The 26,221-nt window shown below is 27.1% G+C and carries 29 protein-coding genes and 1 tRNA gene; 14 read left to right on the forward strand and 16 right to left on the reverse strand.

Annotated elements, in window-relative coordinates:
• Nucleotides 1–9: 9 nt before the first annotated feature.
• From ACA134_RS08185 to ACA134_RS08215, 7 genes are all read right to left on the reverse strand, one after another.
• Nucleotides 10–1,308 (reverse strand): prephenate dehydrogenase, encoded by a 1,299-nt coding sequence (locus tag ACA134_RS08185; protein ID WP_409199923.1) that lies wholly within the window; start codon nt 1,306–1,308, stop codon nt 10–12.
• A 77-nt stretch (nt 1,309–1,385) separates the two neighbouring features.
• Nucleotides 1,386–1,634: a hypothetical protein gene (locus ACA134_RS08190; protein ID WP_409199924.1), complete on the reverse strand. Its 249-nt coding sequence runs from the start codon at nt 1,632–1,634 to the stop codon at nt 1,386–1,388.
• A gap of 18 nt (nt 1,635–1,652) precedes the next feature.
• Nucleotides 1,653–2,384: an ABC transporter ATP-binding protein gene (locus ACA134_RS08195; RefSeq protein ID WP_409199925.1), complete on the reverse strand. Its 732-nt coding sequence runs from the start codon at nt 2,382–2,384 to the stop codon at nt 1,653–1,655.
• Between the two features lie 10 nt (nt 2,385–2,394).
• On the reverse strand, nt 2,395–3,516 hold the full coding sequence (locus ACA134_RS08200; RefSeq protein ID WP_409199926.1) for an ABC transporter permease: 1,122 nt from the start codon (nt 3,514–3,516) through the stop codon (nt 2,395–2,397).
• A 178-nt stretch (nt 3,517–3,694) separates the two neighbouring features.
• A complete protein-coding gene (locus tag ACA134_RS08205; RefSeq protein ID WP_409199927.1) occupies nt 3,695–4,006 on the reverse strand; it encodes a hypothetical protein in 312 nt (103 codons plus the stop codon).
• 5 nt (nt 4,007–4,011) lie between these two features.
• Nucleotides 4,012–4,293, reverse strand: a complete 282-nt coding sequence (locus tag ACA134_RS08210) for an ArsR/SmtB family transcription factor (protein WP_409199928.1) — start codon at nt 4,291–4,293, stop codon at nt 4,012–4,014.
• An 81-nt stretch (nt 4,294–4,374) separates the two neighbouring features.
• Complete coding sequence (locus ACA134_RS08215; RefSeq protein ID WP_409199929.1) at nt 4,375–4,872, reverse strand: GNAT family N-acetyltransferase; 498 nt, start codon at nt 4,870–4,872, stop codon at nt 4,375–4,377.
• Between the two features lie 50 nt (nt 4,873–4,922).
• Between ACA134_RS08215 and ACA134_RS08220 the strand changes: the two genes are divergently transcribed.
• The 4 genes from ACA134_RS08220 (at nt 4,923) to ACA134_RS08235 (ending at nt 8,774) form a co-directional block, all read left to right on the forward strand.
• A complete protein-coding gene (locus ACA134_RS08220) occupies nt 4,923–5,984 on the forward strand; it encodes an mRNA surveillance protein pelota (RefSeq protein ID WP_409199930.1) in 1,062 nt (353 codons plus the stop codon).
• 195 nt (nt 5,985–6,179) lie between these two features.
• Entirely contained in the window at nt 6,180–7,142 is a 963-nt protein-coding gene (locus ACA134_RS08225) for a cell wall biosynthesis protein (RefSeq protein ID WP_409199931.1), read from the forward strand.
• An 11-nt stretch (nt 7,143–7,153) separates the two neighbouring features.
• Entirely contained in the window at nt 7,154–7,699 is a 546-nt protein-coding gene (locus ACA134_RS08230; protein ID WP_409199932.1) for a nitroreductase family protein, read from the forward strand.
• 1 nt (nt 7,700) lies between these two features.
• Complete coding sequence (locus ACA134_RS08235; RefSeq protein ID WP_409199933.1) at nt 7,701–8,774, forward strand: glycosyltransferase family 1 protein; 1,074 nt, start codon at nt 7,701–7,703, stop codon at nt 8,772–8,774.
• 1 nt (nt 8,775) lies between these two features.
• Here the strand turns inward: ACA134_RS08235 and ACA134_RS08240 are convergent, their stop codons facing one another.
• Nucleotides 8,776–10,068 (reverse strand): FAD-dependent oxidoreductase, encoded by a 1,293-nt coding sequence (locus ACA134_RS08240; RefSeq protein ID WP_409199934.1) that lies wholly within the window; start codon nt 10,066–10,068, stop codon nt 8,776–8,778.
• A gap of 89 nt (nt 10,069–10,157) precedes the next feature.
• Here ACA134_RS08240 and ACA134_RS08245 point away from each other — a divergent pair, with 89 nt between their 5' ends.
• Nucleotides 10,158–10,424: a HypC/HybG/HupF family hydrogenase formation chaperone gene (locus ACA134_RS08245; protein ID WP_409199935.1), complete on the forward strand. Its 267-nt coding sequence runs from the start codon at nt 10,158–10,160 to the stop codon at nt 10,422–10,424.
• Between the two features lie 25 nt (nt 10,425–10,449).
• Here the strand turns inward: ACA134_RS08245 and ACA134_RS08250 are convergent, their stop codons facing one another.
• The 7 genes from ACA134_RS08250 to ACA134_RS08280 form a co-directional block, all read right to left on the reverse strand.
• On the reverse strand, nt 10,450–10,953 hold the full coding sequence (locus ACA134_RS08250; protein WP_409199936.1) for an amino acid-binding protein: 504 nt from the start codon (nt 10,951–10,953) through the stop codon (nt 10,450–10,452).
• 135 nt (nt 10,954–11,088) lie between these two features.
• A tRNA-Ile gene (locus tag ACA134_RS08255) sits at nt 11,089–11,163 on the reverse strand.
• Between the two features lie 120 nt (nt 11,164–11,283).
• Nucleotides 11,284–11,568, reverse strand: a complete 285-nt coding sequence (locus ACA134_RS08260) for an iron-sulfur cluster assembly protein (protein WP_409199937.1) — start codon at nt 11,566–11,568, stop codon at nt 11,284–11,286.
• 283 nt (nt 11,569–11,851) lie between these two features.
• Nucleotides 11,852–12,763 (reverse strand): DUF5591 domain-containing protein, encoded by a 912-nt coding sequence (locus ACA134_RS08265; protein WP_409199938.1) that lies wholly within the window; start codon nt 12,761–12,763, stop codon nt 11,852–11,854.
• 12 nt (nt 12,764–12,775) lie between these two features.
• A complete protein-coding gene (locus ACA134_RS08270; RefSeq protein WP_409199939.1) occupies nt 12,776–13,273 on the reverse strand; it encodes a TIGR00295 family protein in 498 nt (165 codons plus the stop codon).
• A gap of 69 nt (nt 13,274–13,342) precedes the next feature.
• Nucleotides 13,343–13,858, reverse strand: coding sequence for a transcription factor E (gene tfe, locus ACA134_RS08275; protein ID WP_409199940.1), 516 nt, complete (start codon nt 13,856–13,858; stop codon nt 13,343–13,345).
• Nucleotides 13,859–14,069: 211 nt separating this feature from the next.
• Complete coding sequence (locus ACA134_RS08280; protein ID WP_409199941.1) at nt 14,070–14,927, reverse strand: coenzyme F420-0:L-glutamate ligase; 858 nt, start codon at nt 14,925–14,927, stop codon at nt 14,070–14,072.
• Nucleotides 14,928–15,007: 80 nt separating this feature from the next.
• On the opposite strand from ACA134_RS08280, the gene ACA134_RS08285 reads away from it, so the two are divergent.
• From ACA134_RS08285 to rpl12p, 8 genes are all read left to right on the forward strand, one after another.
• On the forward strand, nt 15,008–15,571 hold the full coding sequence (locus ACA134_RS08285) for a pyruvate kinase alpha/beta domain-containing protein (RefSeq protein ID WP_409199942.1): 564 nt from the start codon (nt 15,008–15,010) through the stop codon (nt 15,569–15,571).
• Between the two features lie 527 nt (nt 15,572–16,098).
• A complete protein-coding gene (ftsZ, locus tag ACA134_RS08290; RefSeq protein WP_409199943.1) occupies nt 16,099–17,241 on the forward strand; it encodes a cell division protein FtsZ in 1,143 nt (380 codons plus the stop codon).
• 207 nt (nt 17,242–17,448) lie between these two features.
• Nucleotides 17,449–17,628, forward strand: a complete 180-nt coding sequence (locus ACA134_RS08295; RefSeq protein WP_409199944.1) for a protein translocase SEC61 complex subunit gamma — start codon at nt 17,449–17,451, stop codon at nt 17,626–17,628.
• 283 nt (nt 17,629–17,911) lie between these two features.
• The gene (locus ACA134_RS08300) at nt 17,912–18,379 is read left to right on the forward strand and encodes a transcription elongation factor Spt5 (RefSeq protein ID WP_409199945.1); all 468 of its coding nucleotides are present in this window, start codon (nt 17,912–17,914) and stop codon (nt 18,377–18,379) included.
• Nucleotides 18,379–18,861 (forward strand): 50S ribosomal protein L11, encoded by a 483-nt coding sequence (locus ACA134_RS08305; protein ID WP_409199946.1) that lies wholly within the window; start codon nt 18,379–18,381, stop codon nt 18,859–18,861. Before ACA134_RS08300 ends, ACA134_RS08305 begins: the two co-directional genes overlap by 1 nt.
• A gap of 168 nt (nt 18,862–19,029) precedes the next feature.
• The gene (locus ACA134_RS08310) at nt 19,030–19,668 is read left to right on the forward strand and encodes a 50S ribosomal protein L1 (protein ID WP_409199947.1); all 639 of its coding nucleotides are present in this window, start codon (nt 19,030–19,032) and stop codon (nt 19,666–19,668) included.
• Nucleotides 19,668–20,681 carry a 50S ribosomal protein L10 gene (locus tag ACA134_RS08315; protein ID WP_409199948.1) on the forward strand — a complete coding sequence of 338 codons (1,014 nt, stop codon included), beginning with the start codon at nt 19,668–19,670 and terminating at the stop codon, nt 20,679–20,681. The genes ACA134_RS08310 and ACA134_RS08315 overlap by 1 nt, the downstream gene beginning before the upstream one ends.
• Nucleotides 20,682–20,744: 63 nt before the next feature.
• The gene (gene rpl12p / locus ACA134_RS08320; RefSeq protein ID WP_409199949.1) at nt 20,745–21,053 is read left to right on the forward strand and encodes a 50S ribosomal protein P1; all 309 of its coding nucleotides are present in this window, start codon (nt 20,745–20,747) and stop codon (nt 21,051–21,053) included.
• 524 nt (nt 21,054–21,577) lie between these two features.
• On the opposite strand, the gene ACA134_RS08325 is transcribed toward rpl12p, so the two are convergent.
• Nucleotides 21,578–22,822: an RNA-guided endonuclease InsQ/TnpB family protein gene (locus ACA134_RS08325; protein ID WP_409199950.1), complete on the reverse strand. Its 1,245-nt coding sequence runs from the start codon at nt 22,820–22,822 to the stop codon at nt 21,578–21,580.
• A 687-nt stretch (nt 22,823–23,509) separates the two neighbouring features.
• Between ACA134_RS08325 and alaS the strand changes: the two genes are divergently transcribed.
• Nucleotides 23,510–26,218 (forward strand): alanine--tRNA ligase, encoded by a 2,709-nt coding sequence (alaS, locus tag ACA134_RS08330; protein WP_409199951.1) that lies wholly within the window; start codon nt 23,510–23,512, stop codon nt 26,216–26,218.
• The last annotated feature ends 3 nt before the right edge of the window (nt 26,219–26,221 follow it).

Here is a 26,221-nt window from a genome sequence, read left to right on the forward strand (position 1 = left end):
TAATAAACATTAATTTATATTACAGCCAAATCCTTTAAGTAAATTAAAAACATCTTCAATAAATTCATGATTATACCCTGTAACTTTAAAATTTAAGATATTTTCATCATTATCATTATTTAATTTATTAGAAATCACACAATTTGAAACATTATCTATTTTTTTAATTGTACTAGCTATAATTTCAATATTTACAGAATTAATAAAAGTTCCTTGAAATTCATATTCATTCTCATCTAGATTTTGAATTTTCCATTCTTCTAATTCTTTATCATTTAATAATTCAAAATATGAAGGATTTAACTCAAATTTTTCATCTTGGTAGCTATTTAATACAATATTTTTATTATCTACCTTAATTAAAGTCCCATAATAAACTTTAGAAGAATAAATATCTTTTAGTCCAATTTCTTTACCAATTGATTTTTGAAGTAATTTAAATTCATGATTTATAGCTACTATAGCTTTATCGCTCCTACCTAATGCAGATTTAATATCTCCCATATTTTCAGTAGCTTTATTAGATATTTCAACAAATTTATCTTCATCTTCATTTAAAATTGCATCATAAAGTTCTAAAACAGATTTAGAAAATATAGATCTAACTTTATTTCCATTTTTATTTTTAGATTGTATATAGTAAGTTAAATATGGGTTTTGGGATACAATTCTTGCAATCATATCTATCATTAACTTATAAATTGGACTTTCAAAGTCTTCAGTTTCTTTAATATCAATTTTAAGTTTTTCTATAGCTGATGCAGTAGAAATATATGAAAAATGAGTTAAAACTTGGACAATACTCATCATCTCATCATGTTTTTCTGGTGTAGTTTCAATAATTCTAACATTTTCTGATTCTAAAAACTTATAAATTTTAGAATACCATTTACCTTTTCCTGTAGGAGTTAAAACAATTACTTGATTTTCTAAATCTACAGTTCTAGGTCCAAATATTGGGTGTGTTGGTATAAATTCTATATTTTCTGGAAGATATTCTTTCATTGCATCAGTTGGTTCTTCTTTAATAGATGTTACATCAAGCATTAAAGAATCATCTTTCATAGAATTTGAAACTTCTTTTATTACATCAGTAGTTTTATCTATAGGCACAGAAACTATTACAATATCACATAAACTAGCTAATTTTTTATTATCATCAATGTAATCAACTGCAAGTTTAGATGCAATATTACGACCTTTTTCATGATTAGTTCCACTTATTTTTATTTTAAAACCATGTTTTTTTAAAATATTAGCTAGTGTTTCACCTAAACCACTAGTTCCACCAATTATACCAATTATCATTTATATCAATTAATAATTTATTTTATAAATTATATAATTTTTAAGGTTTAAAAAAAAAAATGAATTAAATTAAAAATTTAGTTTAATCCATGTTCTTTAATAAATTTTTCAAAGTTAAAATCAGGATATGTGATTCTTTTCATTTGAATAAAAGCTTTTAATCTTTTTTCATATCCTTTTTTATATTCTTTCTTTTCAGGATTATTTATTTGATTATAAGATTTTATTAACCCTTTTTCAATAAAATCATCCTCATTTATCATCTCATCTGGACATATTTTTGCATATTCAATAAATGAAAATGAATGATTAAATGATTTTTCCATATAAAACTCTCCTTTAAATTATTTATTAAAATAATCTTCTATAATTTCACCATCTTTAATTTTAATCGTTCTATCAGCCATATCTGCAACATATGGTTCATGTGTAACGATTATAAGAGTAACATTATTATCTTCATGAATATCTTTTAATACATCTAAAATAACATCTCCAGTTTTAGAATCAAGTGAACCAGTAGGTTCATCAGCTAAAATTATTGAAGGATTGTTAACTAATGCCCTTGCAATAGCTACTCTTTGACGTTGCCCTCCTGAAAGTTTAGTTGGTTTTTGATCTAATTTATCTTCTAAACCAACAGAAACTAAAAGTTTACTAGCCCTTTCTTCCATTTCCTCTTCAGAAAGTCCTGTTCCAATAAGTGGAATTTGTACATTTTCAAAAACACTTAAATTAGGTATTAAATTATGCAATTGAAATACAAAACCTATTTCTTTTGATCGAAACTCACTTAAATCATCAGTAGTATTTAAATTCACTCCATCAATTTCAATGTCACCTGATGTAGGAGTATCTAAAGCACCTAACATATTTAATAATGTGGATTTTCCAGATCCTGAACGACCTATAATTGAAATAAAATCTCCTTTATTAATTTTAAGATCAATTCCATTTAATGCTTTTACATTTCCATCATCATAATGCTTTACTAAGTTTTTAATATTAATAAAAGGTTTTATATGATAATTATTATCATTTAATTTAATATCATTTAAATCACTTAATTTTGCCATATTAATCACCTTATTCATACCTTAAAGCTTCAGTTGGAGGTAATTTACTTGCACGATGTGCAGGGTATATTCCACCAATAATTCCTACTAAAATAGCTACACCAAATGCTCTTAAGAATGTTGTTAAATTGTATCCTAGTGAAAAATCAGTTCCTACTGCAAATAAACCAATTCCTATTTCTGATACTAAAATACCAAAAATTATCCCCACAACTGCAGATACTAATGTTAATACAATTGTTTCACCTAAAATCATTCCAAGTATTCTTTTACTTTTCCATCCTACAGCTTTTAATACTCCGATTTCTTTTGTTCTCTCATAAACTGACATTATCATAGTGTTTATAATTCCAATTCCACCAACAATAATTGCAAGTGCTGAAATGGCTAATGATGCAGTATCTAAAATATTAATCATACTTTCTAACATTGCCATTTGTTCTTCAGAGGTGATTGTAGATAATTCATCTTCATATTTATCTTCAATATTATCACTTATTAGAGTATCATTTTCCCCTTCACCAGTTTTTACAAGAATTGAACTAACATAATCACTATCAGTTATATTTTGAAGCTTAGATAATGAAACATAAGCACCATTATCAGTCATCATACTACCAGTTTCAAAAATTCCAGTTATTTCAAATTCTTCATCAGATATGGTAATTGTATCTCCAATAGTTTTATTTTCACTTTCAGCGAGCATTTTACCAATTATAGCTTTATTAGACCCATCTTCATAATAAGAACCATTAATACTACTTATTCCTACCATATATAAGTCATCTTTTTCTAAACCATAAACAGATAATCCTTGATTTGGAAACCCACCTTCATTATTTTGAGAAGCCGACGAAGCTCCTGTTACACTCAATAGTCCTGCAGTATCATTTACTCCATTCATATTTGCAATTTCGTCAAGATAAGATTCATTTAAATGTCCATATGAACCCATACCTTGACTATTAGCTTCACTTACTGTAATTTCAGCACTACCTTCATTTATAGTAGTTTGTACAGAAGCTTCCATGCCTCCAGTAATAAGACCTAATGCTACAATAGTTGCAATACCTATTGCAATTCCAACAATAGATAAAGCACTTCTTGTCTTATTTCTAAAAGGATTTTTCAAAATTAAATCAATATATTTAATAAAAACACCTCTTTTAAAATTAATTTTTAATTAACTTTCATTGTTTATTATAAAAAACAGTATTTAAGTAATTGTTTCAAAATTCCTTACAAATTATATGCAAATTGAAAAAATTTAAAAAAATAAGAATAATAGAAAAAGTAAATTATTTTGATAATTATTCATCTTTAGTAATTTTATAAAGAATTCCCATTGCAATTAATTGAATTAAAGTTTCTACAAACATATTATTAGTATAACTTGGGAAATTTTCATTTAAAGGAATTATTAAAGAAGATAAAACAAATATAAATGATACTATGCTAAAAAATAATAGAATTGATGAAAATAGCAACAAACCAATTGTATATCCGATCTTTATCTTTTTATAGCTATCTAAATATATTCTAAATAGTTCAAAAAGAATTATAATAAGCATTATTTTTAAAACTAATGTTAACCAATAAAATAAGTTTCCCTCTACTATCATTTTAATCAATCATCCTTTATTTGTTTCCAAATTTCTTTAAAACTCTCAAAATTATCATTTAACTCATCAGAAATAAAATAAGTTTTACCATATTTTTTTCCAACTGAAGTTATAACATTTACTTCTTCTAGAACTTTTAAATGGTAGGTTATTGTTCTATAATTAAGATTTAAATTTTCAGCTAGTTGATGTGCATTAGATGGAGTATCATGTAAATATTTAATCATTTTAGCACGATTATATCCTCCTTTAGTACCTAATATTAGCCAAGTTAAAATCTTTTTCATAACAAAAACCTAAAAAAATAATTACTAATATGTATAAGTTAATTTTATTAAAATATAGTGATTTTTAAAAATAGATTAAATTTACTTAATTAAGCTATATAAGTAAGAATCATAAAATTTTCCATTTTTATAAACATTTTTTAATTTAATTCCTTCTAAATTAAAACCAACTTTTTCTAAAACCTTTTTAGAACTTAAATTATAAGAAAAAGGTTCTGCAAAAATACGAACAATATCAGTTTCATTAAAAACTAAATTAGTAAACTCTTTAATAACTTTAGTCATAATTCCTTTATTCCAATAATCTTCACCTAACCAATATCCTAATTCAGCAGATTTAGAATGAACATCTTCTTTAATTGAAATAGCTACAGAACCAACTGCTTCACCATCAATCAAAATAGCTCTTGAGAAAGTATTATTATCTATTAGAACAAAATTTATATATTCAATTGCATTTTCTAGAAAATAAGGATTAGGAAAGCTATCTCTTAAATTAATAGCTATTTTAGGATTATTTGCATGTTTTGAAATATCTTCTGCAAAATCAGGAGACCATTTTTCTAATTTAAAATTCATAATAAATTATATTATTAGATTTAATCATAATATAATTTAGGTAAATTTACATGAAAATTATTAAAGAAGATAAAAAAAATGGATTTGTTGAGGTTTTACCAGAGGTTTTAGATGATCTTTGGCATCTTTCTCACATAATTACAAGAGGAGACCTTGTATCTTCAAAAACAACTCGGCGTATTCAAGATAACACTGGTGATAAACTAAGAAGTGATCGAGGAGTTAAAAAAACATTTTTTTTAGGAATTAAAGTTGAAAGTGTTAGTTTTCATCTTTTTACAGGGAAACTTAGATTAACAGGTGTAATTACAAAAGGCCCAGAAGATTTAATACCTTTAGGTTCACACCACACTTTAGAAGTTAAATTAAACACTCCTTTAAAAATCAATAAATATCATTGGCCGAATTGGGCAATTAATAGAATTAATGAAGCTATTGAATCATCTAAAAAACTTTCTGCTATGATAATTGTTCTTGAAGATGATGTTGCAACTATCGGTTTAATGAGACAATATGGAATAGAATATTATGGTCCAATAATAGGATCAATTTCAGGAAAAAGAGTTATTGATAAAAATAGAGGAAAATTAATATTAGATTTTTATAATAACATTGTAAATGCTATTTTAAAGTTTAATGATATTCAAACAATTATTGTTGCAGGTCCTGGCTTTGTTAAAAATGATTTCATGAAGTTTTTAAAAGAAAAACACAAAGACATAGCTAAGAAGGTGATTATAGAAAATACTGGTTCTGGTGGAAGAGTTGGTATTCAAGAAGTGTTAAAAAAAGGAACTGTAGAAAAAATTACGGCTGAAAATAGAGTAGCTCATGAAATGATGATTGTTGATGAATTTTTAAAAGAAATAGCTACAAATTCTTCTAAGATAGCTTATGGAAAAAAGGAAACAAATAAAGCAGCTAATGCTGGAGCTATTGAGAAGCTTTTAGTTCTTGATAAGCTACTAGCTAGTAGAAATGTAGAAAAAATTATGAATTTAGTTGAAACAATTAATGGCGAAATAGCAATTATAAGTAGCGAACATGATGGTGGGAAACAATTAGAAAGTTTAGGAGGCATTGGAGCATTTCTTAGATATCCTATTTCTTAAACTATTGTTAAATTAGATTAAATTTTATTTAAACATTTAAATGATAAATTTAAAACAAATATTAATATATTTTTAACTGAAATTTAATAAAAAATATTATATATTATTAAAAACTAAATTTTTAATGATATAAAGGAAATTTATAAAATATAAGTTTTCTTTTTAATTTTAATAAAACGAGGTTGTTGAATAATTATGGTTTCTATGTCATTAGTTTGGGCATTATTAACAGTATTTTTATTGTCCTTTGTCTTCACTATGGGTTTAAATATCGTTTTTAGATTCTTAGGGAAAAGAGGGTTTTTAGGAAATTTATTTCCTAATGTGAGAGGCGGAATTCCAAGAGCTATTGGGCTTGTACCCTTTATACTTCTATCTTTTTGGTTGCCTACAGGATATAATAATTTAGTGTTAATAATAGGAATATTTGCCTTTATTGATGATTTATTAGGACGTAGAAAATTTTTTGACATGCCTATTGAATGGGGACAATTATCTCGAGGAATAGGAATATTACTTGTTATTATTTGTGGATTTAATATGGGACTTGGTTTTTCTTCAATATTAATTGCATTTCTTGTTCAGCCTATTAATATTTCAGATATGCAACCAGGATCTACATGTATAGTTACTATGATAATGAGCGTATTAACAATAATGATAATGTTAATTTTAGGTGTGGGAGATATTTTAGAGATTCCTGCATTTTATACTCCATTACTTGTTCTTGTTGTTTGTCTTGCTTATTGTCCTTTAGATTTTGCAGGAAAAATAATGTTAGGAGAAGTAGGAAACCATTCTTTTGCTGTTGCATTAGGTATTGGTTTTTATATGATAGGAGGTTTCATTCCAACATTATTGTTAACAATTGTTACAGTATGCCTAACAGCATTTGTAAGAAGAAACACACTAAAAGTTTTCTTTATGAAAAGATTAGATATTTCAAATCCTACATTTGGAGATTATTTCATGGATGTTTTAACTGGAGGAGGATTAGGAGACCTATTTAGAAGAATATTCCTTGGAAAAAAACAATATGTAATTAAAAATGATTTTTTAATAGTTTTAGGATTTAGAAGACTTTTTTATAATCCTTATGCCCAATATAATACAAGTTTTTCATCTAATGAAAGAAATTATAAACCTAAACTTAATTAAGATGTGGTAAAATGAAAGATATTTTTGATGTTATAAATAATCGTAGAAGTACACGTAGCTATAAAGAAGAACAAATAAAAGATGACGAAATTGAAAAAATATTAGATGCTGGTTTTATGGCACCTACTGCAAGAGCTGCTAAACCATGGCATTTTACTGTTATTCAAAATAAAGATTTGCTTAAATATATTAATGAAAGCTCTTTAAAAATTATGAGTGAATCTGGTGATGAATTTTTAGAGTCTATTGCTAAATCTGGACAAAATATATTACATAATGCACCAACAGTTATTGTAGTATCTGCTCAAAAAGATGCTCCGAATATGCAAGCTGATTCTAGTGCAGCTATTGAGAATATGCTTCTTGCTGCAGAAGGCCTTGACATAGGATCTTGTTGGTTAGGATTAATTCAAGCATTTTTTAAAGATGAAGAAAACATTAAAAAGCTTGAAATTCCAGAAGATTACATTCCATTATATGGTGTTTCATTAGGTTATAAAACTAAAGAGAATCCTCAAATAACAAGAGAAAAAAACAATTTTAATTGGATTAAATAATATGAAAGCTTTGGTTGTTATAACTGGTAGAGGCTTAGGAGGAGATGCAGTTAATGCATTAAATATCATACGTTCCTTAGAAAAACATGGAATTGAGTGTGAATTAGCTCTTGATAAATCAGCACCAGGAGTATTATTTGAAAAAAATGGTTATAGCTGGAATAAAGTGAAAATTCCTCAAGCTGGAGGCCATGCAGCAAATAAATTAACAACATTTAAAGCAGGATTAAAAATTATCCAAGCTACATTTACAATGCGAAAACTTATTAAAAAATTAAATGTAGATATTGTTGTTGGAGTAATTGGTGGAGGAGCAGTTATTGGTTGTCTTGGTGCTAAAATAGCTAGAGTTCCTGCTATAGGAGTTATTGATACTCCATTAGATACAAAAATATGTACAAAATTAAATCGTTGTATTGTTCTTCCTGAAGCAGAGCTATTTAGAGCAAAACAGCTCCCATCAAATGTTGAAAGAGTTTTCTTTTTAATGAAACCTGATTATAAAAAAGGAAATCCTAAAAATGCATTAAATAAAATTAAAGAAGAATCAGAAAAAAATAACTTTGTTTTTGATGAAAATAAAAAAACAATTCTCTTTTCATCAGGATCTTCATTATTTGAAATGATGGCAAAAGCTGTATCAGAATTTGCAGATAAACACAATGATTATAATATAGTTTTAATTGGGGTTCCTTTAAAAGAAGAATTTAATAAGTTTTTAAAAAATAAAAAGATTATCAATTTAGAATATATTAATTGGGTTGATGATTTATATGAATTCGTTGATCTTGCAGTCTTAACAGATGATGGTCTGATGATACAAGAATCTGTAGCTTGTAACTTACCAGCAGTAGCTCTTACACGAGTAAAGTATGGCAGATATCATAATATGGAAGGTATATTCAAAGGAGCTATTCTTGAAGCTGAATATGATGAATTAGATAATAAAATTAATGAAGCTTTTAATTCACTAGATAGTTTAAAAGAAAATTCTAAAAAGTATTCTAAAGAGATTTTTGAATCTAATGATAAAGTTGCAAAAATTGTCCTCGAAGAAATTAAAAAAAATAAATAATTTAAAGCCACATTGACTTAATTATTTTATAGTTTGTATCTGTAGAAGGATGTATTTCAATAAAATTTTCAAAATCATCTAAGTCTGCTCCAATTCTCATCAAATATGACAAGTAAGCTACATCACTTACAGATGATGGAGAAATAGCTGAAATGTTTCCAATTTTATTTTCCTCACTATCAAAAGAAATCTTACTTAAACCTGTATCACCAGTTAGAATATTCCAAAATGAATTAGGCCCAGCAATTGCAGGATAGCTAATTTCTTTTAAATCTTTATTTTCAATCTTCTCATCATTAACATAGCTAACATCCATATTTAAACTAATACTTTGAGGAATACATTTATAATCTATTTTATTTAAAAATCCTGCCATATTTCTAGCTGCAGCTATTCCTTCCATTCTTGCAATAGGAGTCATTTGATAACCACCAATTACATCTCCTGCAGCATAAACATTCTTTTTAGAGCTTTCAAGAAATTCATTTACTTTAATTGTACTATCAGTATTTAAATCTATGAATCCTTCAGCAATTTCTGAATTAGGTAATCTTCCAACAGCAAAAAAAGTACTTCCTTCAAATTCTCCTACATCAGTAATAGCTACATTTTTCTTAATTTTTAATACATTAACATTTTCTTTTAGAGTTACACCAGAAATTAGGTATTTTAAAATGTATTTTTTTATATCTTCATCAATATTTTTTAAAAAAGAGTGTCTTGAAAAGATTGTAACCTCAGATCCAAGTTTTGAATAAATATTAGCTATTTCACATGCAATAAAACCACTGCCTATAATATTTAACTTATCTGGAATCTCATCAATTTTCAATATATCTTTATTAGTAAGGCCATATTGATTTCCAGGCATATCTGGAATATAAGGTCTTGCTCCAGTTGAAATTAATAATTTATCATAATTATAGCTTCCTCCATTAACATGAATCTCATTATCATGAATACTAGCTTTTCCATAAATGATTTGGTTATTAACAGATTCATTTTCAAGTTCATTTAGTTTTCTAAGTTTCACTTGGGTCTCTTGAATCTTTTCAACAATTTTATCATAAGAAATATCTATTTGACTTTTTAAAAATCCATAGCTATTAAATCTATTATTTGTTTCAATAAAACGAGTGATATCAGTTAATGCACAAATAACCATACAACCCTCATTTAAACATGTTCCAGCAATATGATTTTTTTCAATCAATAATGCTTCTTCTCCTAATTTACCAAGTTCTAGTGCTGCTAATCTTCCAGCAGGCCCTGATCCAATAACAATATTTTTCATTAAAACCACTACTTATTTATAGATAAATAATTATATATAATCAAAATTAAATATAGTTTATAGTTAAAAAAATATTAAGGAGTTAAAAAATGTGTATTGCCGCACCTGCTAAAGTAACAGAAATAAATATAGAAGAAAATAAAGTCGTTGCAGATTTCGGGGGAGTGAAACAAGAAGCAAAATTGAATCTTATTGAGGATATTGAGCTTGGAGATTATATTTTAATACATGCAGGATATGCTATTGAAAAATTAAGTGAAGAAGCAGCAAAAGAATCATTAGAAGCATGGGATGAATTATTAAAAGTCCTTGATGAAGAAGATGAAGAATTTGCAAAATTAAAAAATCAAGAATAAAATCATGATCTATTTACTTGAAAATTTAGTAAATAGATATTCTTTTTACCCCTTCTATTTTTAAAAATTCATTAATAATGTCCCCAGGGACAGGTTCTTCTGTAATTATAGTTAATATAGGAAAATCACCCATTTCAATGTCTTCAGCATATGCTTGTCTTATACTGACTCCTTTTGAAGAAATTAAAGTTGTAGTTGCAGCTAAAATTCCTTTATTTTCATGTCCTACTTCTATTTCTATTACACCTAAATTTAAACTTTTAGCTATGTTTTTAAGAAGTGTTCCAGCAGGTATAATATTTTTAAATATACTAGATAGCTCAGAATCATTTAATATAATTTCAGTAGTAGATTTAATAGCTCTTCTATCAACATCAGCAGCATTAGCAAGAGAATTATCACTTATTTTTAAATCCCCACAATATATTTTATTATCATCATCTAATCTTAAACCAAGTTCAATCATTTTCTTAGCTACCCTCATTCTAGCAGGATATTTTTTGAACTTTTTATTTAGTTTTTCCCACATTAATAACAAAACCCCTAATTTTTGTACATTAATGTTTAAATAAATAATAATATTTAATTTTTTCTATTATCTAAAAGACTTAAAAAATATTTAAAAAAATAATTTCACATTAAAAAATAAACAAAAAATAATTAGTAGGCTAGCTGGGATTCGAACCCAGGACCTCACGGTTATCAGCCGTGCGCGCTAACCAAGCTGTGCCACTAGCCTATGATAAAAAATAAAAGTTTATAATAATAAATTATAACTTAGTATAAAGTTTAATTTTTCTCATATTTAAAGATTTTCTATTTTTATAATTTATTATTATTACGATAAATTTTATAGAGATTATTTATTAATCATCTCATTGATAGAATCTGCCATCATATGGCCTTCTACAGTAATTTCTACTTTATCTATGCCATCAACGCTTTCAGCTTCTCTTTTAGCGTCGTTAGCCATACGAGTAACACTCATACAACCAGGATTTGTAGGTTTTATGGTAATTTTTGCAATACCATTATTAACTTCAATATTTTGAACTAAGCCCATTTCAACAATACTAACACCCATATGAGGGTCATTAACATTGGAAATAGCATTTTTTACATCATTTACTAAATCATCTGACATTTAAAATCTCCATTAAAATTTTTAATTGTGTTTAATAATATTATTTAAACAAGACAAAAATTAAATTAACAAACTAAATTTATAATTAATCTTATTTATATGTAGCTATTTTTTATTTTATATATTAAAGCTGATTTTCATTAAATAAGAAATATTAATGATTAAAAATAAAATTATTGATTTTTAAACTTTAATTAATGAAAATTAAAATTTTTTAAATAATATTTTTAAATTTCAGCTTTTTAAAATTGATTTTGATAAAATATTATTTTAAAATAAAATATTAAGTTTTAACTCTGTGTTTAACTTTTACACCAATTCCATTATTACATTTTTCCATTTCATAAGCAGATAAAACAGCTTTACCAACCGCTACTACTTCATCATTATAAACAACAACAACTTCATCATTAGGTACAATATTACTAGAAGCTTTAGAAATTCCTGGTGCAAATATTGTGTTAGTTTTAAGCTCAAAATCTATATTAACAATATTGATTCCTAATTCAAAAAGTTTTTTACCTCCTTCAAGATGTAATGTAAATAATCCAACATTTTTATTTAATAAAGCTAATTGTTTACTATTTGAAAAGATTCTTTTATGGTACATTCCTTTAGATTTACAATCATCAGGAATAAAATCTTTTCCTTTCTTACCGAATTGATAAGTAGCTATTGATCTAAGTTCGTGTAATGTTTTTTCTCTTTTTTTAAGTCTTGGATAATTTTTTAACTCCATTCTTAAATTATAAAGAGAATCTGGAGATGTTGGTCTTCCATCTTCACATGTATAAATACAATCATCTAAGTAATCACGACATGCTTCTTCATAACCTCCATGAACATTAGCTATAACTTTTTTATCTTTAAGATATTCTTTTAATAGCTCTCCAGAAGTTTTGACTTCTTCATAACTCCAATTTCCAGTAACACTAACATCATATGACTGAATAGGGAATGTATTTTCTAATTCTCTTGGACACATACCAAAAGGAGATGTAATAATCACCTCTTGAAAAGATCTTGTGACTTTTTTAAATTTTTGATGTGATTTTGAATCAGAATATGGTTTTTTCATACTACATGGAAGTAAAACAACTACTTCTCCAATTGGTGCCATTAAAGACATTCTTTCTCTCCATCTTACAGCTTCACTACGATATAATGATTCTTCACTTGAGCATATAACTTTCATTAAAATAACCTATTACTGTTCTTTTTCATAAGGTTCAACCAATAATTCATTTAGTTGTTTTAACCTATTAATATTTTCTTTAGGGTGCCTAATTGTATCCTTCCATTTATCAATAACAAAATCTATATCTACTTCTTCAACTCCATTAATTAAATTATCACTATGGGCTACAATTTTTTCTTCAAGAGTTTTAGGAATATATGATTTTTTTGGAAGTCCCATTTCAATAGATTCTTCTTCACTAATTCCTGCACCAATATGTTTTTCAATAATATTTATAATTTCTTCAGAATATCCATATTCTTTAGCAATTTTTGCTCCTTCAATAGCATGATTAATGCTTTGAGTTCTACTTCGACCTAAATCATGCAAAAGAGCTCCTTTTTTTATAGCATCTAAATCTACATTATCAAAATGTTTAGCTATTTCCATAGCTTTATTACAGACTGCTATAGAATGATTAATAATATGTTTATTGCATTTTTCTTTTTTTAAAATTTCAAGCTCCATATTATCATTAAAAAAATAAATTAAAACTAATAAAATAAATTAAAAAAATAAACTAAAAAAAAGAAATAATTATTTAGATGAACCAACTGATTGGTATGCTTTTTTACAAACAACAATTTCTTCTTTAATTTCTGTTATAGTAGTAGAATTGTCTTCGAAGCTAACTTCTTCACCACATTCTGGGCACATAAAATCTAAAGTCGATGCTTTTTCAAAATCAAATCTGACATGTTTTTCAGGGCAAACAAAGAACATATTGTTTTCTTCATATTCCAACATTGTGTTTAACTTATCAAGCATATTTGTAGATTTTGATACAAGTTGTTTTTCAACTTCTTCTTTTTCAAAAACCCAGTCATAAGTATACCATTGTGTTTCAGGATCTTTACTTCTTTTATAGCTAGCTAATCCTTCATCATGAAGTTTATAAAGAATTTTTCTTACAATATTTAATCTGATTTCTGTTTTTTCAGCAATTTCTTCATCAGTGGTCACACCGTTCATCAAACATTTTACAATAGAGATATTGTCTTCTTCTTCAACAACATCTGTCAATAAAGTAATTACTAATGGGTCACTCAACATTTAATTTCTCCTGTTCTAAATATAAAATCCACATATATCTGTATAAAAAAAACACTTAAATATTGTGACTAATAAAAAGAACAATAGTAAAAACATATTAAAATACTTTTTTTATAGAGATATAATACTGATTTATTATATATTTTTAATCTAATATAAATTTTATGATTAATAGCTAAATTCTAAAAAAATTTAAAATAAAATTATTTATCTATTTTTTATCTATTTTTCTAACAATAACAGCAGGAGTATGAGTTATTGAATTTAAAATTTCAGTAGTTATATTATTTGATTCTTGATTTAATACTTTTTTAGCATCATGAATTGTACTCATAGAAGTAGATAAACTTTTTTGATAATCTTCAGCAATATTAGCTATTTTTAAAGCTTCTTTTACTGATATTTTATCAGAACTAGCTAAAGGTGTAGACCCTGCATTTTCTGAAAATTGACCAAATAAGTATCCAAAAAATCCATTATTAGATTTTATTCCATCAATAGCTATAGGTAAACCTGTAAAATAAGTATTATTTCTTTTATAAGTAGCATCTGTATCAATAATCATTACATTAACATCTTTTTGAAGATCTTTTTTTATTTCAATAGCTACTTTTTTAGGATTTTCTGGAAGTAAAGATACAAAATTTCCAGGTGCATTACTTAAATCTATTCCTGCTTCAGATGCAGGTTTTAGTGCATGTTTCCACCCATATAAATCTAGAACAACTTCTTTATGAGCAATTGATTCATAAGGTAATTTTCTTAAGTTTTTTATTGTTCTTTTTTTAATTTTTATAATAGGGCCTAAAAGATATCCCCATAAATATTTACTCCAAATAATAGCTAAAAACCAAGATTTTAATGATGGAGAATATTTAGATTCATCAACTAATCTTCCTTGTGAAACAGAAATAGGAGTCTCAGCTATAACAAGAAAATCACCATCTTCTATGAATGTTTTTGCTTTATTTAAAATAGGATCTAAACTTTCATTAGGGCCAATATATCCTGTTTCAATAGGAATAATTAAATAATCATTATTTTTTGAGAAAATGCTTTTAAATTCCATCATATCATCATTTTATTATCATTATATTAATAAATATTTATTAGAAAAAAATAAATTAACTAAATTATAAATATATTAATATGAATGAAACAATTACTTATTTTGAAAAAGAAGGAAAGGAAAACACTGCTGAGCTTATAAGGTTAGTTAAACAAAAAGTTGAAAAAACTGGAATTAAATATATAGCTATTGCTTCTGTTAGTGGTGAAACTGCAATGAAATTAGCTGATGAGATTAATGATATTGAAATAATTAATGTCACCCATAATAGTGGATTTAAAGAGCCAAATAATTCTGAAATTTCTGATGAAATGATAGAAAAATTAAAAATTCGTGGAATTAAAACATTTCGAGGATCTCATGCATTTAGTGGAGCATGTAGAGGAGTTACAAATAAATTTGATGGAGTAAGTCCTTTAGATGTAGTAGCTCAAACACTACGTATGTTCTCACATGGAGTTAAGGTTTCCTGTGAAATATCATTAATGCTTACTGATGCAGGAATGATTCCAGTAGGTGAAGAAATTATAGCTATTGGTGGAAGAGCTCATGGTGTAGATTCAGCTATTATATTAACTCCAGTAAATACTGCTAATTTATTTGATTTGAAAATACATGAAATAATAGCTATGCCAAGACCATAAGTTCTTTTTAGAATATTTTTTAAATTTAAATTTTCTTAAAGTAAATGAAATATTATAAGATTAATTAATTATTATTATTTTTTATAAAATAATTAAATAAATTAATATTAATAGCTTCAAAATAATGTAAGAAAAAATTATTAAAATTTAGATATTACAATAAAATTTCATTAAAAAAATTATAAAAAAAAAATTTACTTGAGGATTAATTTTTACCAATAATAAGAAATTTTATCTTATGAAAATATCTAATTTTTACTTAAATTTTCTATTGTATAATCTCATTGGCATAAAATAATCTCTTAAAAAAAAGTATAATAAATAAACCATATTTAAAAAAAATAAAAACATAAAGTAATTTTTTAAAAAAATAAACAATATTATAAGATTTTTAAGTAAAATATAGGATTATAAGCCAAATATAAAGAAAAAAAGGAAATATAGATATAATAATAGTTGCCTTTAAATATGAGTTTTTACAAAATTAGAATTATATTTTTAGTATAATTTTTATGCGGGGTTAATACGTGAAATTTATAGACGATGCAATTAAAGAATCAGAAAAAAGAATGGAAGAGCAATCTCCAGAAAAAATATCAGCAGACATTGACGACGAACTTATAGCTTTAATGGATAAAAGTAAAGCTAATATTTTTGTAGTAGGAACTGGAGGAGCTGGTAATAACACAATCACTAGATTAAATGAAATGGGGATTGAAGGAGCTAGTACTATTACAGTAAACACAGATGCTCAAGACTTATTTTATAGCCAATCCAGCAAAAAAATTCTTCTCGGAAGACAAACATGTGGTGGACTTGGTGCTGGTGGAGAACCAGGCATAGGTGAAGAATGTGCTGAAGAAAGTGAAGATGAAATCAGAGACGAGTTAGAAGGAGCAGATATGGTCTTTGTTACTTGCGGTCTTGGTGGAGGAACTGGTACTGGATCTGCACCAATTATTTCTAAATTATCTAAAAAGGCTGGAGCATTAACTGTAGCTGTTGCTACTATGCCATTCTCTGCTGAAGGTATTAAAAGAAGAGAAAATGCTGAGAAGGGGTTAGACAAACTTAAAGCTAACGCAGATACTGTTATTGTAATTCCTAATGACAAACTTTTAGAAGTTGCACCAAATTTACCGATTAATAAGGCATTTATGGTTTCTGATGAAATCTTAGGAAGAGCTGTTAAAGGAATCACAGAACTTATTACAAAACAAGGATTAGTAAGTTTAGATTTTGCAGATATTAGAAGCATTATGGAAGGATCTGGAATGGCAATGATTGGTATGGGCGAATCTGAATCAGGAGATCGTGCATTAGAATCTGTCCATGAAGCATTAAGTAGCCCATTATTAGATATTGATATATCTGATGCAAAAGGTGCTTTAATAAACATTTCTGGAAGTTCCGATTTAACATTACATGAATCTGAAAAGATTGTGCAAATTGTAGCTGATAAATTAGATCCTGAAGCAAACATTATTTGGGGAGCTCAAATTGATGAGACCTTACAAAATAAAGTTACAACTACAATTGTTGTCTCTGGTGTAAGATCACAATATTCATACAATGACAATAAACCAGATACTGATGTAATAGAACATAACCCAGAAAATAGTTCATCAAGTAATGATGAATTAGATGATTTTATTGATGGAATTTTCTAGATTCCATTAACACATTTTATTTTTTAATATAGAGAGGATGGGTAAAATTGTTTTGATTTTATTATTGTTTGGTTCATAAGAACTATCTAAACAAGAAAAACCAAAAATAGTATTTTTGACCGACCCTCATAGAAAGCTTTATAAATAAAAAAATTAAAATTTAAATTATTAATTTTATTATATAACTTAATTATTTTTGGTATTTCAATGAATATAAAAGAAGAATTAGACAAACTTATAAAAGATTGTAAAAGAGTATTAAGGATTTCTAAAAAACCTGACAAAGAAGAATACGTAGCTTTTGCAAAAGTAACAGCTATTGGAATGGTTATTATCGGAGCTATTGGTTTTGTAATTGTTTTAATCGGTCAGTTGATTGGATTATAACAAAACAATTAAACTTAACAAAACATCTTTTATTTTAAACTATATTTTTTAATATAGATCACATAAATAACTCATTTTCTTTTTATTTTATATCTTTATTTTTATAATAATAAATTCATAAAAGACTTTAAATACTACATTAATGTAATATAATAATATTATATAAATCTAATTTTTAAATTTTTTTATTTAACTTAAATTAAATTATTTTTATTGGATTTTATAATAATTTTTTAATTAAACTTATATTAATTAACAAGTGAAATACATAGGTGAATTTCTCATGGAAAACAACGAAAATTCTATATATGCTCTAAAAACTTCTGCAGGACAAGAACGTAATGTAGCTAGACTTTTAGCTCGTAAATCCCAAGACAGTGGTGTTGGTATTTGTTCTATTCTTGTTCCAGAGTCTTTGAAAGGGTATATATTAGTAGAATCTTCAACAAAAATAGATATGCGTAATCCTGCTATCAAAGTGCCTCATTTAAGAGGAATTGTTGAAGGAGATAAAGATATAACTTTTGAAGAAGTTAAGAAGTTCCTAAAACCAGAACCTATAATATCATCCATACAAAAAGGAAGTATTGTTGAACTTGTTTCTGGACCATTTAAGGGAGAAAGAGCCAAAGTAGTTCGTATAGACGAATCACGTGAAGAAGTAGTTCTCGAGTTAATTGAAGCTGCAGTACCAATTCCGGTTACTGTTAAAGCTGATCAAATTAGAATTATTCAGAAGGAGGCAGATTAATGGCTAAAGATACTGTTGAAATCCTTATAGAAGGCGGAAGTGCAACTCCTGGACCTCCATTAGGCCCAGCATTAGGACCTTTCGGAGTTAACATGATGTTAGTAGTTGATGAAATTAATATCAAAAGTTCTGATTTCAAAGGAATGAAAGTCCCTGTCAAAATACATATTGATAAAGATACTAAAGAATTTGAAATTGAAATTGGTACACCACCAACTACATCATTAATTATGGAAGAACTCAATATAGAAAAAGCTTCACAAGACCCTGGACTTGATAAAGTTGCAGATTTATCTGTTGAACAAGCTTTAAAAATAGCTAGGATGAAATTTGAATCATTACTTGCTAATGATTACAAACATGGTGCTAAAGAAGTTATGGGTACCTGTGTAAGTATGGGTATTACTGTAGATGGTAAAGACCCACGTGATGCTCAAAAAGCTGTTGATGCTGGAGAGTATGACGATATTTTAGTAGAATAATCATTATTATTCTATTTTTAAATTAATACAGTGTATATGATATTATAATTAATTTTATAATGGATATACTGGTTTATGATTCATGTAATAGTATAGATTCTATTATTAATCAATACTTGCTCATGAAACCAAAAAATTCCGATGAACAAATGTTCATGGAGGATATATATGACACAAGATGTAATAGAAGCGGTGAAGAAGGCAAAAGAACAGTCAAAGCCGAGGAACTTCACACAATCTATTGATGTTATTATTAACATCAAAGATTTAGATGTCCAAAAACCAGAAAATAGGTTTGATGAGGAAGTTACTCTTCCACACGGCCGTGGCAAAGATGTTAGAATCGGAGTCATAGCTGATGGAGAGCTTACAGTTCAAGCTAAAAGTGCTGGTGTCGATCTTGTAATAACCAAAGAAAACTTAGAAGAGTTAGGTAAAGAAAGGAAAGAAGCTAAAAAAGCAGCTAATTCCGTTGATTTCTTTATTGCTCAAGCTGATATGATGCCACTTGTTGGTAGATTTTTAGGTCCAGTTCTTGGTCCTCGTAAAAAAATGCCAAAACCAGTACCAGCATCTATTAAGTTAGACCCTCTTTTAGAAAGGTTGAAAAAAACTGTTAAAGTTGGTGTAAAAACTCAACCTTCTATTCAAGTTATTGTTGGAACACAAGATATGACTGATGACGAAATAGCTGAAAATGTTGAAGCTGTTCTCACTATCTTAGACCGCCACTTAGAAAAAGGAAGAAATCAAATAAAATCCATGTTTATTAAAACAACTATGGGCCCAATCGAGAGGGTGATTTAATGGCTCATGTTGCTGAATGGAAAAAAGAAGAAGTTAATGAAATTAAAGATTTAATTGGATCTTATGATGTTGTTGGTATTGTAGATTTATTAAATATTCCTGCAAAGCAACTCCAAGAAATGAGAAAAAGTCTTAATGGTCAAGCTATTATTAGAATGTCCAAAAAGAATCTTATTGATTTAGCTCTCGAAGATTGTAACAAAGATAAAACCAATATTACTGATTTATCTACTCACATGAATGGCCAAGTAGCTATTATTGCTACAGAAATGAATCCTTTCAAATTATATAAAATTTTGGAAAATAATAAAACAGCAGCTCCTGCTAAACCAGGTTCTATAGCTACTGAAGATATTGTTATTCCTAAAGGAGACACAGGTTTTGAACCAGGCCCATTCTTAGGTGAATTACAACAAATTGGTATCCCTGCAAAAATTGATAAAGGAAAAATCGTAGTAAATGAAGATCATGTCCTTGTAAAAGAAGGAGAAGAAGTTTCTAAAAATGTAGCTTCTACTTTATCTAGAATGGACATTAATCCTATGGAAGTAGGTATTGATTTAAAAGCAGTTTATGAAGATGAAACTGTTTATACTACTGATGTACTTGCAGTTGACGATGCTAAAACTCTTGCAGATATTCAAAATGCTTTCAAAAATGCATTTAATTTGTCTGTTAATGCAGCTATCCCAACTAAAGACACTATGTCCACAATTATTAAACTTGCTCATACTAGAGCGTTTAATGTTGCTATGGAAGCAGGAGATATAAATTCAAAGACTTCTGATTTATTAATCGCTCTAGCTCAAAGCAAAATGTTAGCATTAGCTTCCAAAATTGCTGATGAAGCAGGTGCTTTAGATGAAGAATTAAAGGAAAAATTATCAAATGTAGCTACTGCAGCTCCAGTTCCTGAAACTGAAACTAAAGACGAAGAACCTGAAGACGAGCCTGAAAAGGAAGAAGATAATGAAGAAGAAGCAGCAGCAGGGTTAGGTGCTCTGTTCGGCTGATCAATTTAAATTTAATTATTAATTAATAACCTATTCAAATTTAATAAACTAAATGGTGATAACATGGAATATATATATGCGGCAATGATTTTGCACACTACAGAAAAAGACATTAACGAAGAAAATGTTAAAAAGATTATCGAAGCAGCTGGTATTGAAGCTGACGATGCAAGAATTAAAGCTTTAATTGCAGCTTTAGAAGATGTTGATATTGAAGAAGCTATGGAAACCACTGCAATGGCAGCAGCACCTGCAGCTGCAGCAGCTCCAGCAGCAACTGAATCAGCAGCTGAAGAAGTTGAAGAAGAAGAGGAAGATGAAGAAGAAGCTGAAGAAGAAGCAGCAGCTGGATTAGGTGCTCTCTTCGGATAGATTCTTTCTATCTACCCTTTTTTATTATTTTTTTTATTTTTAAACTAATTTTTACATACTTACTAATATAACTTATTTTTACTATTTAACAACAATATTTTTATTTAATAACTATTTTACTTGAAAATTAAAATTCATTTTTGCATTTATATGATTATGTGCTTTTATGTACATTAAAAAGACTTTTAAGCTATTAAAATAATTTATTAATAGGGTTATTTCTCATGGATTATGATTCTTCTTAAACATAACTTGAAGTTAAAAAAAAGATTAAAAAATTTTTGCTATGATTTGAAATCAAAACCAGGTAATCATAGACAAGTTAAAGGAGAGTGATAATTATGAGTGACCTAATTAAAAAAGGGCTTGAATATGTCCTTATAGGTCTTGTTATTCTAATTATTGGAATAGCTCTGAATTAACAATCAAATGATTATTAAAAGTTTTTATATTTTTTAGGATATGGAAATATCTATTTTTGAGACTGTCCAATAATTATTTTTTTTATTTTATGTTTAAAATTTTTATTGGTTTTTCTTGTTTAGATGGTTCTTATGAACTATAGTGGCGCAAGCTTGAATTCCCGTTTCTCCAACGGTACATATTTTTTTGTGTCCTTTTTGTAGGATGTTTTTAGCTGCATTGATGTCTCTGTCGTGTGTTGTTTTGCATTTGTCGCAGATCCATGTTCTATCAGCTAGTTTTAGTTTTTGGTTGGTGTGTCCGCATTTGTGGCATTTTTTAGAAGTATTTCTGGGATCAACTTCTATTATTTGTTTTCCATACCATTCGGCTTTGTATTTTAGTTGTCTTTTGATTTCATGCCATGCAGAGTGTCCAATGTTTTTGGATAGTGTGGATTTATTCTTCTCACCCCAGGGTGTTCTTTTCATCAAATTACGAGATTTAATGTTTTCGATCACGATTTCATCGTATTTTTTTATTAATTTTGTGGTTATTTTATGTATGTAATCTTTTCTCGTGTTTTTCATCTTCAAATGAGCTTCTTGTATTCTTTTTTTATTTTTCATCCAATTGTTACTGTTTTTTATTTTACGGGATAGTTTTCTTTGTTCTTTTTGTATTTTGTTTTCTAATTTTTGTAGTTGAAGTTTGGCTTTCACTTCACCATTAGATAATGTTAAAAGATTTTTAATCCCTAAATCCACACCAACACTTTTATTTGTCTTTTTAAATTCAGTAACAATCGAATCTTTATAATTTATAATTGCAAACCACTTATCACCCACATGTGATATCGTTACTGATAGTATTTTGCCTGTAATCTTACGTAAACCTTTACATTTTATCCACCCATATTTAGCAATTTTTAATTTATTTTTACTATTTTTAACATTGTTATTGTTTATTATTCTAAATGATAATTTATCATCATGTTTTTTACTTTTAAAGTAAGGGAAATTAGATCTTCCACTGAAGTAGTTTTTCATAGCTTGAATAAGATTATTAAAAGCGGATTGCAAACTAGTAGATTCCACATCATACAAAAAACCATAATTAACATTCCTCTTAAGATTAGTAAGCTTCATATTACAATACTTACGATTATTAAGATTAACAAGACCAGTATGATATTGTTTAGCAATTTTATAATCATAAATCATATCACTAAGAATATGATTATAAACCAACCTCACACAACCAATATTCTGCTTAAATAAATCTTCTTGTTCATCATCAGGATAAATACGCACTTTAACACTACGATTAACCTCCTTAAAATTCAAAACACCATCCAAACAAAACATTAAAAAACTCCTATTTTATTATCACTTATTTTAATAGTAAAATCCATATAAACAAATTCATACTAATTAATTTAGTAATTAACACTATATAAATACTTTGTTAGATAAAAAAACAATAATAAACTAATAAAACAATAATTCTAAATGAATACAAAAATCAAAAATAAAAACAACATGATGAAACAGTGAAAAAAAAGTTTAATGAAAAAAAAATAATTCAATATAAAACATTGAAAAAAAGATCAAAGTCATGAAAAAAGGCTGTTTTTAAACAAAAATTAGAAAATTAAATACTAACAAAAAATTAAAGTTTAAAAATTTTCCAAAAAAAATTAATTACTGAACACTCTCTTTTTAAAATTTTTCTTTAAATTATAAAATGAAATGAGAATTAATCCTAATTTTTCCTTCGAAATCGTTTTCAATCAATATTGAATCCATGATGATAAATTGAACTACATAAAATAAAATATTTATATATTATTTAATATATACTATATTTGGTTTGGCATAAGTAATATATGCAGAAAATTCTGTATATTGTTTCTGTAAATAAAGTAGTTATTTCAAATAGCTACTTTACAGAACACTAAAAAACTCTTTTTTTATTTAATCATTATTTTTCAAATAAAATATTTAACTTAGTTTAAACAAATTTTTAATTAATAATTTATTATAGCTGATAATATGGCAGAGATATTTAAACAATTAGGATATGAAAAATATAAATGTGAAACTTGTGGTGAAGAATTTTGGTCTAAGGTCAAAAGAAACACCTGTGGAGATGCACCTTGTGATGAATATAGCTTTATTGGAAATCCTGCCACTTCAAAACCTTATGATTTATATGAAATTCAAAAAACTTTTAGAGAATTTTTTAAAAGTGAAGATCATACTCCTATAGATAGATATCCTGTTTTAGCTAAAAGATGGAGAGATGATGTTTTCTTAGTTGGTGCTTCACTTTATGATTTTCAACCATGGGTTACATCTGGTTTGGTGGAACCTCCAGCTAATCCTCTTACAATAGCTCAACCATCAATTCGTTTAAATGATGTTGATAATGTTGGTAGAACAGGTAGACATATGACTTGTTTTACAATGGGTGCACATCATGCATTTAATAAAGAAAACAAAGAAATTTATTGGAAAGATGAAACAATCCGATTATGTCATGATTTTATTAAAAGTATAGGTATTGCACCAGAAGAAATCACTTATATTGAATCATGGTGGAGTGGTGGAGGAAATGCAGGTCCGTGTTTAGAAGTTTGTGTTCGTGGTGTAGAACTAGCTACTCTTGTATTTATTCAATATGAAATAGATGATAATGGAGATAAAAAAGAGATTCCTATTAGGGTAGTTGATACTGGTTATGGATTAGAGCGTTTTGCATGGATTTCACAGGGTACTCCTACTGCTTATGATGCATGTTTTGCTCCTGTAATTGAAAAGTTAAAAGAAATTACAAATGTAAATGTAGATGAGAAAATATTATCAGAAAATGCTCAAATAGCTGGAATGATGGATATTGAAAATTATGCTGATATTAGGGCGTTAAGGGAAAAGGTAGCTGATAAATTAAATATTAGTCATGATGAATTAGTTAAATCTGCAGAACCTATGGAAGCTATTTATATTATAGCTGATCATACTCGTTGTTTAGCTTTTATGTTAGCTGATGGAATAATACCTTCAAATGTTAAAGAAGGATATCTAGCTCGTTTAGTTTTAAGACGTACTATAAGATTTATGAAAGAGCTTGAAATGAAAGAATCTTTAGTTGACATTATGGAAATTCAATTAAATTTCTTAAATAAATTTTATCCTGAAATTAAAGAATTCCAAGAACATATTATGAATGTAATTTCACTTGAAGAAGAAAGATATGCTACTACAATCGAAAAAGGAGAAAATATTGTAAAACGTAAAATTAAAAAGCTTAAAAAAGAAGGTGTTACATCTTTACCTCTAAGTAATTTAACTGATTTTTATGATGCTCATGGAATTCCTCCTGAGACAGTTAAAGAAATAGCTGGTAATGATTTTGAAGTGGATATACCTGATAATTTCTTTACATTAGTTGCAAATGAACATGAAGGTGAAAAAGTAGCTAAAGAAAAAGATTTAAATTTAAATCATGAACCTACAAAGTTATTATTCTATGATGATTTTTTTCAAAAAGAATTTAAAGCTAAAGTATTAGATATTGTTAAAAAAGATGATGATATAAGTATTGTATTAGATAAAACCGTATTTTATCCTGAAGGAGGTGGTCAACCTTCAGATATTGGTAAAATATCAATTAATGATACAGAATTTAAAATCAAATATGCTGAGAAGATAAATAACATTGTTTTACATCAATTAGAATCTCCTGATGATATTACAAAAGATACATTAAATGAGATTATTGGTAAAGAAATTAGTGGAGAAATTGATTGGGATAGGCGAATTACATTAGCTCGTCATCATACAGCTACTCATTTAATTGTAGCTGCAGCAAAAAAAGTTTTAGGTAATCACATTTGGCAAGCTGGAGCTCAAAAAGGATTGAATCGTTCTCGTATTGATTTATCTCATTATAAACGTATCACTCAAAATGAAATTGATGAGATTGAAAGTATAGCTAATTCATATGTTATGGATAATATTCCTGTTAATATCAATTGGTTAAGTAGAGATGAAGCAGAGAAAAAGTATGGTTTTACATTATATCAAGGAGGAGTCGTTCCAGGAAGTGAAATACGCGTAATAAATATTCCTGAGATTGATACACAAGCTTGTGCAGGAACTCATATTCCTCAAACTGGTAATATTGGTATGATTAAAATAAATAAAACTGAAAGAGTTCAAGATGGTGTTGAAAGAATTGACTTCTCAGCAGGTTTATCAGCAGTTAGTTCAATGCAAGAAACCAATAAGTTCTTACAAAGTAGCTCTGATATATTCAAAGTTACTCCAGATCAATTAGAAAAAACTTGTGATAGATTCTTTAATGAATGGAAAGCACAGAAAAATGAAATTGATAGTTTAAAATCAGATATTGCTAGTTTAAAAATTAATAGTTTATCTGATGAAATTACAGAACACAATGGATTAAAAGTTATGAAAACAGTTATAGATAGTGATTTTAAAGAACTTCAAAAAATAGCTACTGATTTTACAGATAATGAAAAAGCAGATATTGTTTTAATTGGAAATAATGATGGTAAGATTCTTGGAGCATCATCTAGTAAAGCTATTGATGCAGGTGTTAAAATTAATGAAATTATAACTGAATCTGCTAAAATTTTAGGTGGTGGAGGAGGAGGAAGACCTACTCTAGCACAAGGTGCAGGTCCTAAAAAAGATAAAATCACAGAAGCTATAGAATTTGCATATAATTTAATTTAGGTG

This window comes from Methanobrevibacter sp. DSM 116169, from assembly GCF_046197865.1.
Lineage (GTDB): Archaea > Methanobacteriota > Methanobacteria > Methanobacteriales > Methanobacteriaceae > JAHKLT01.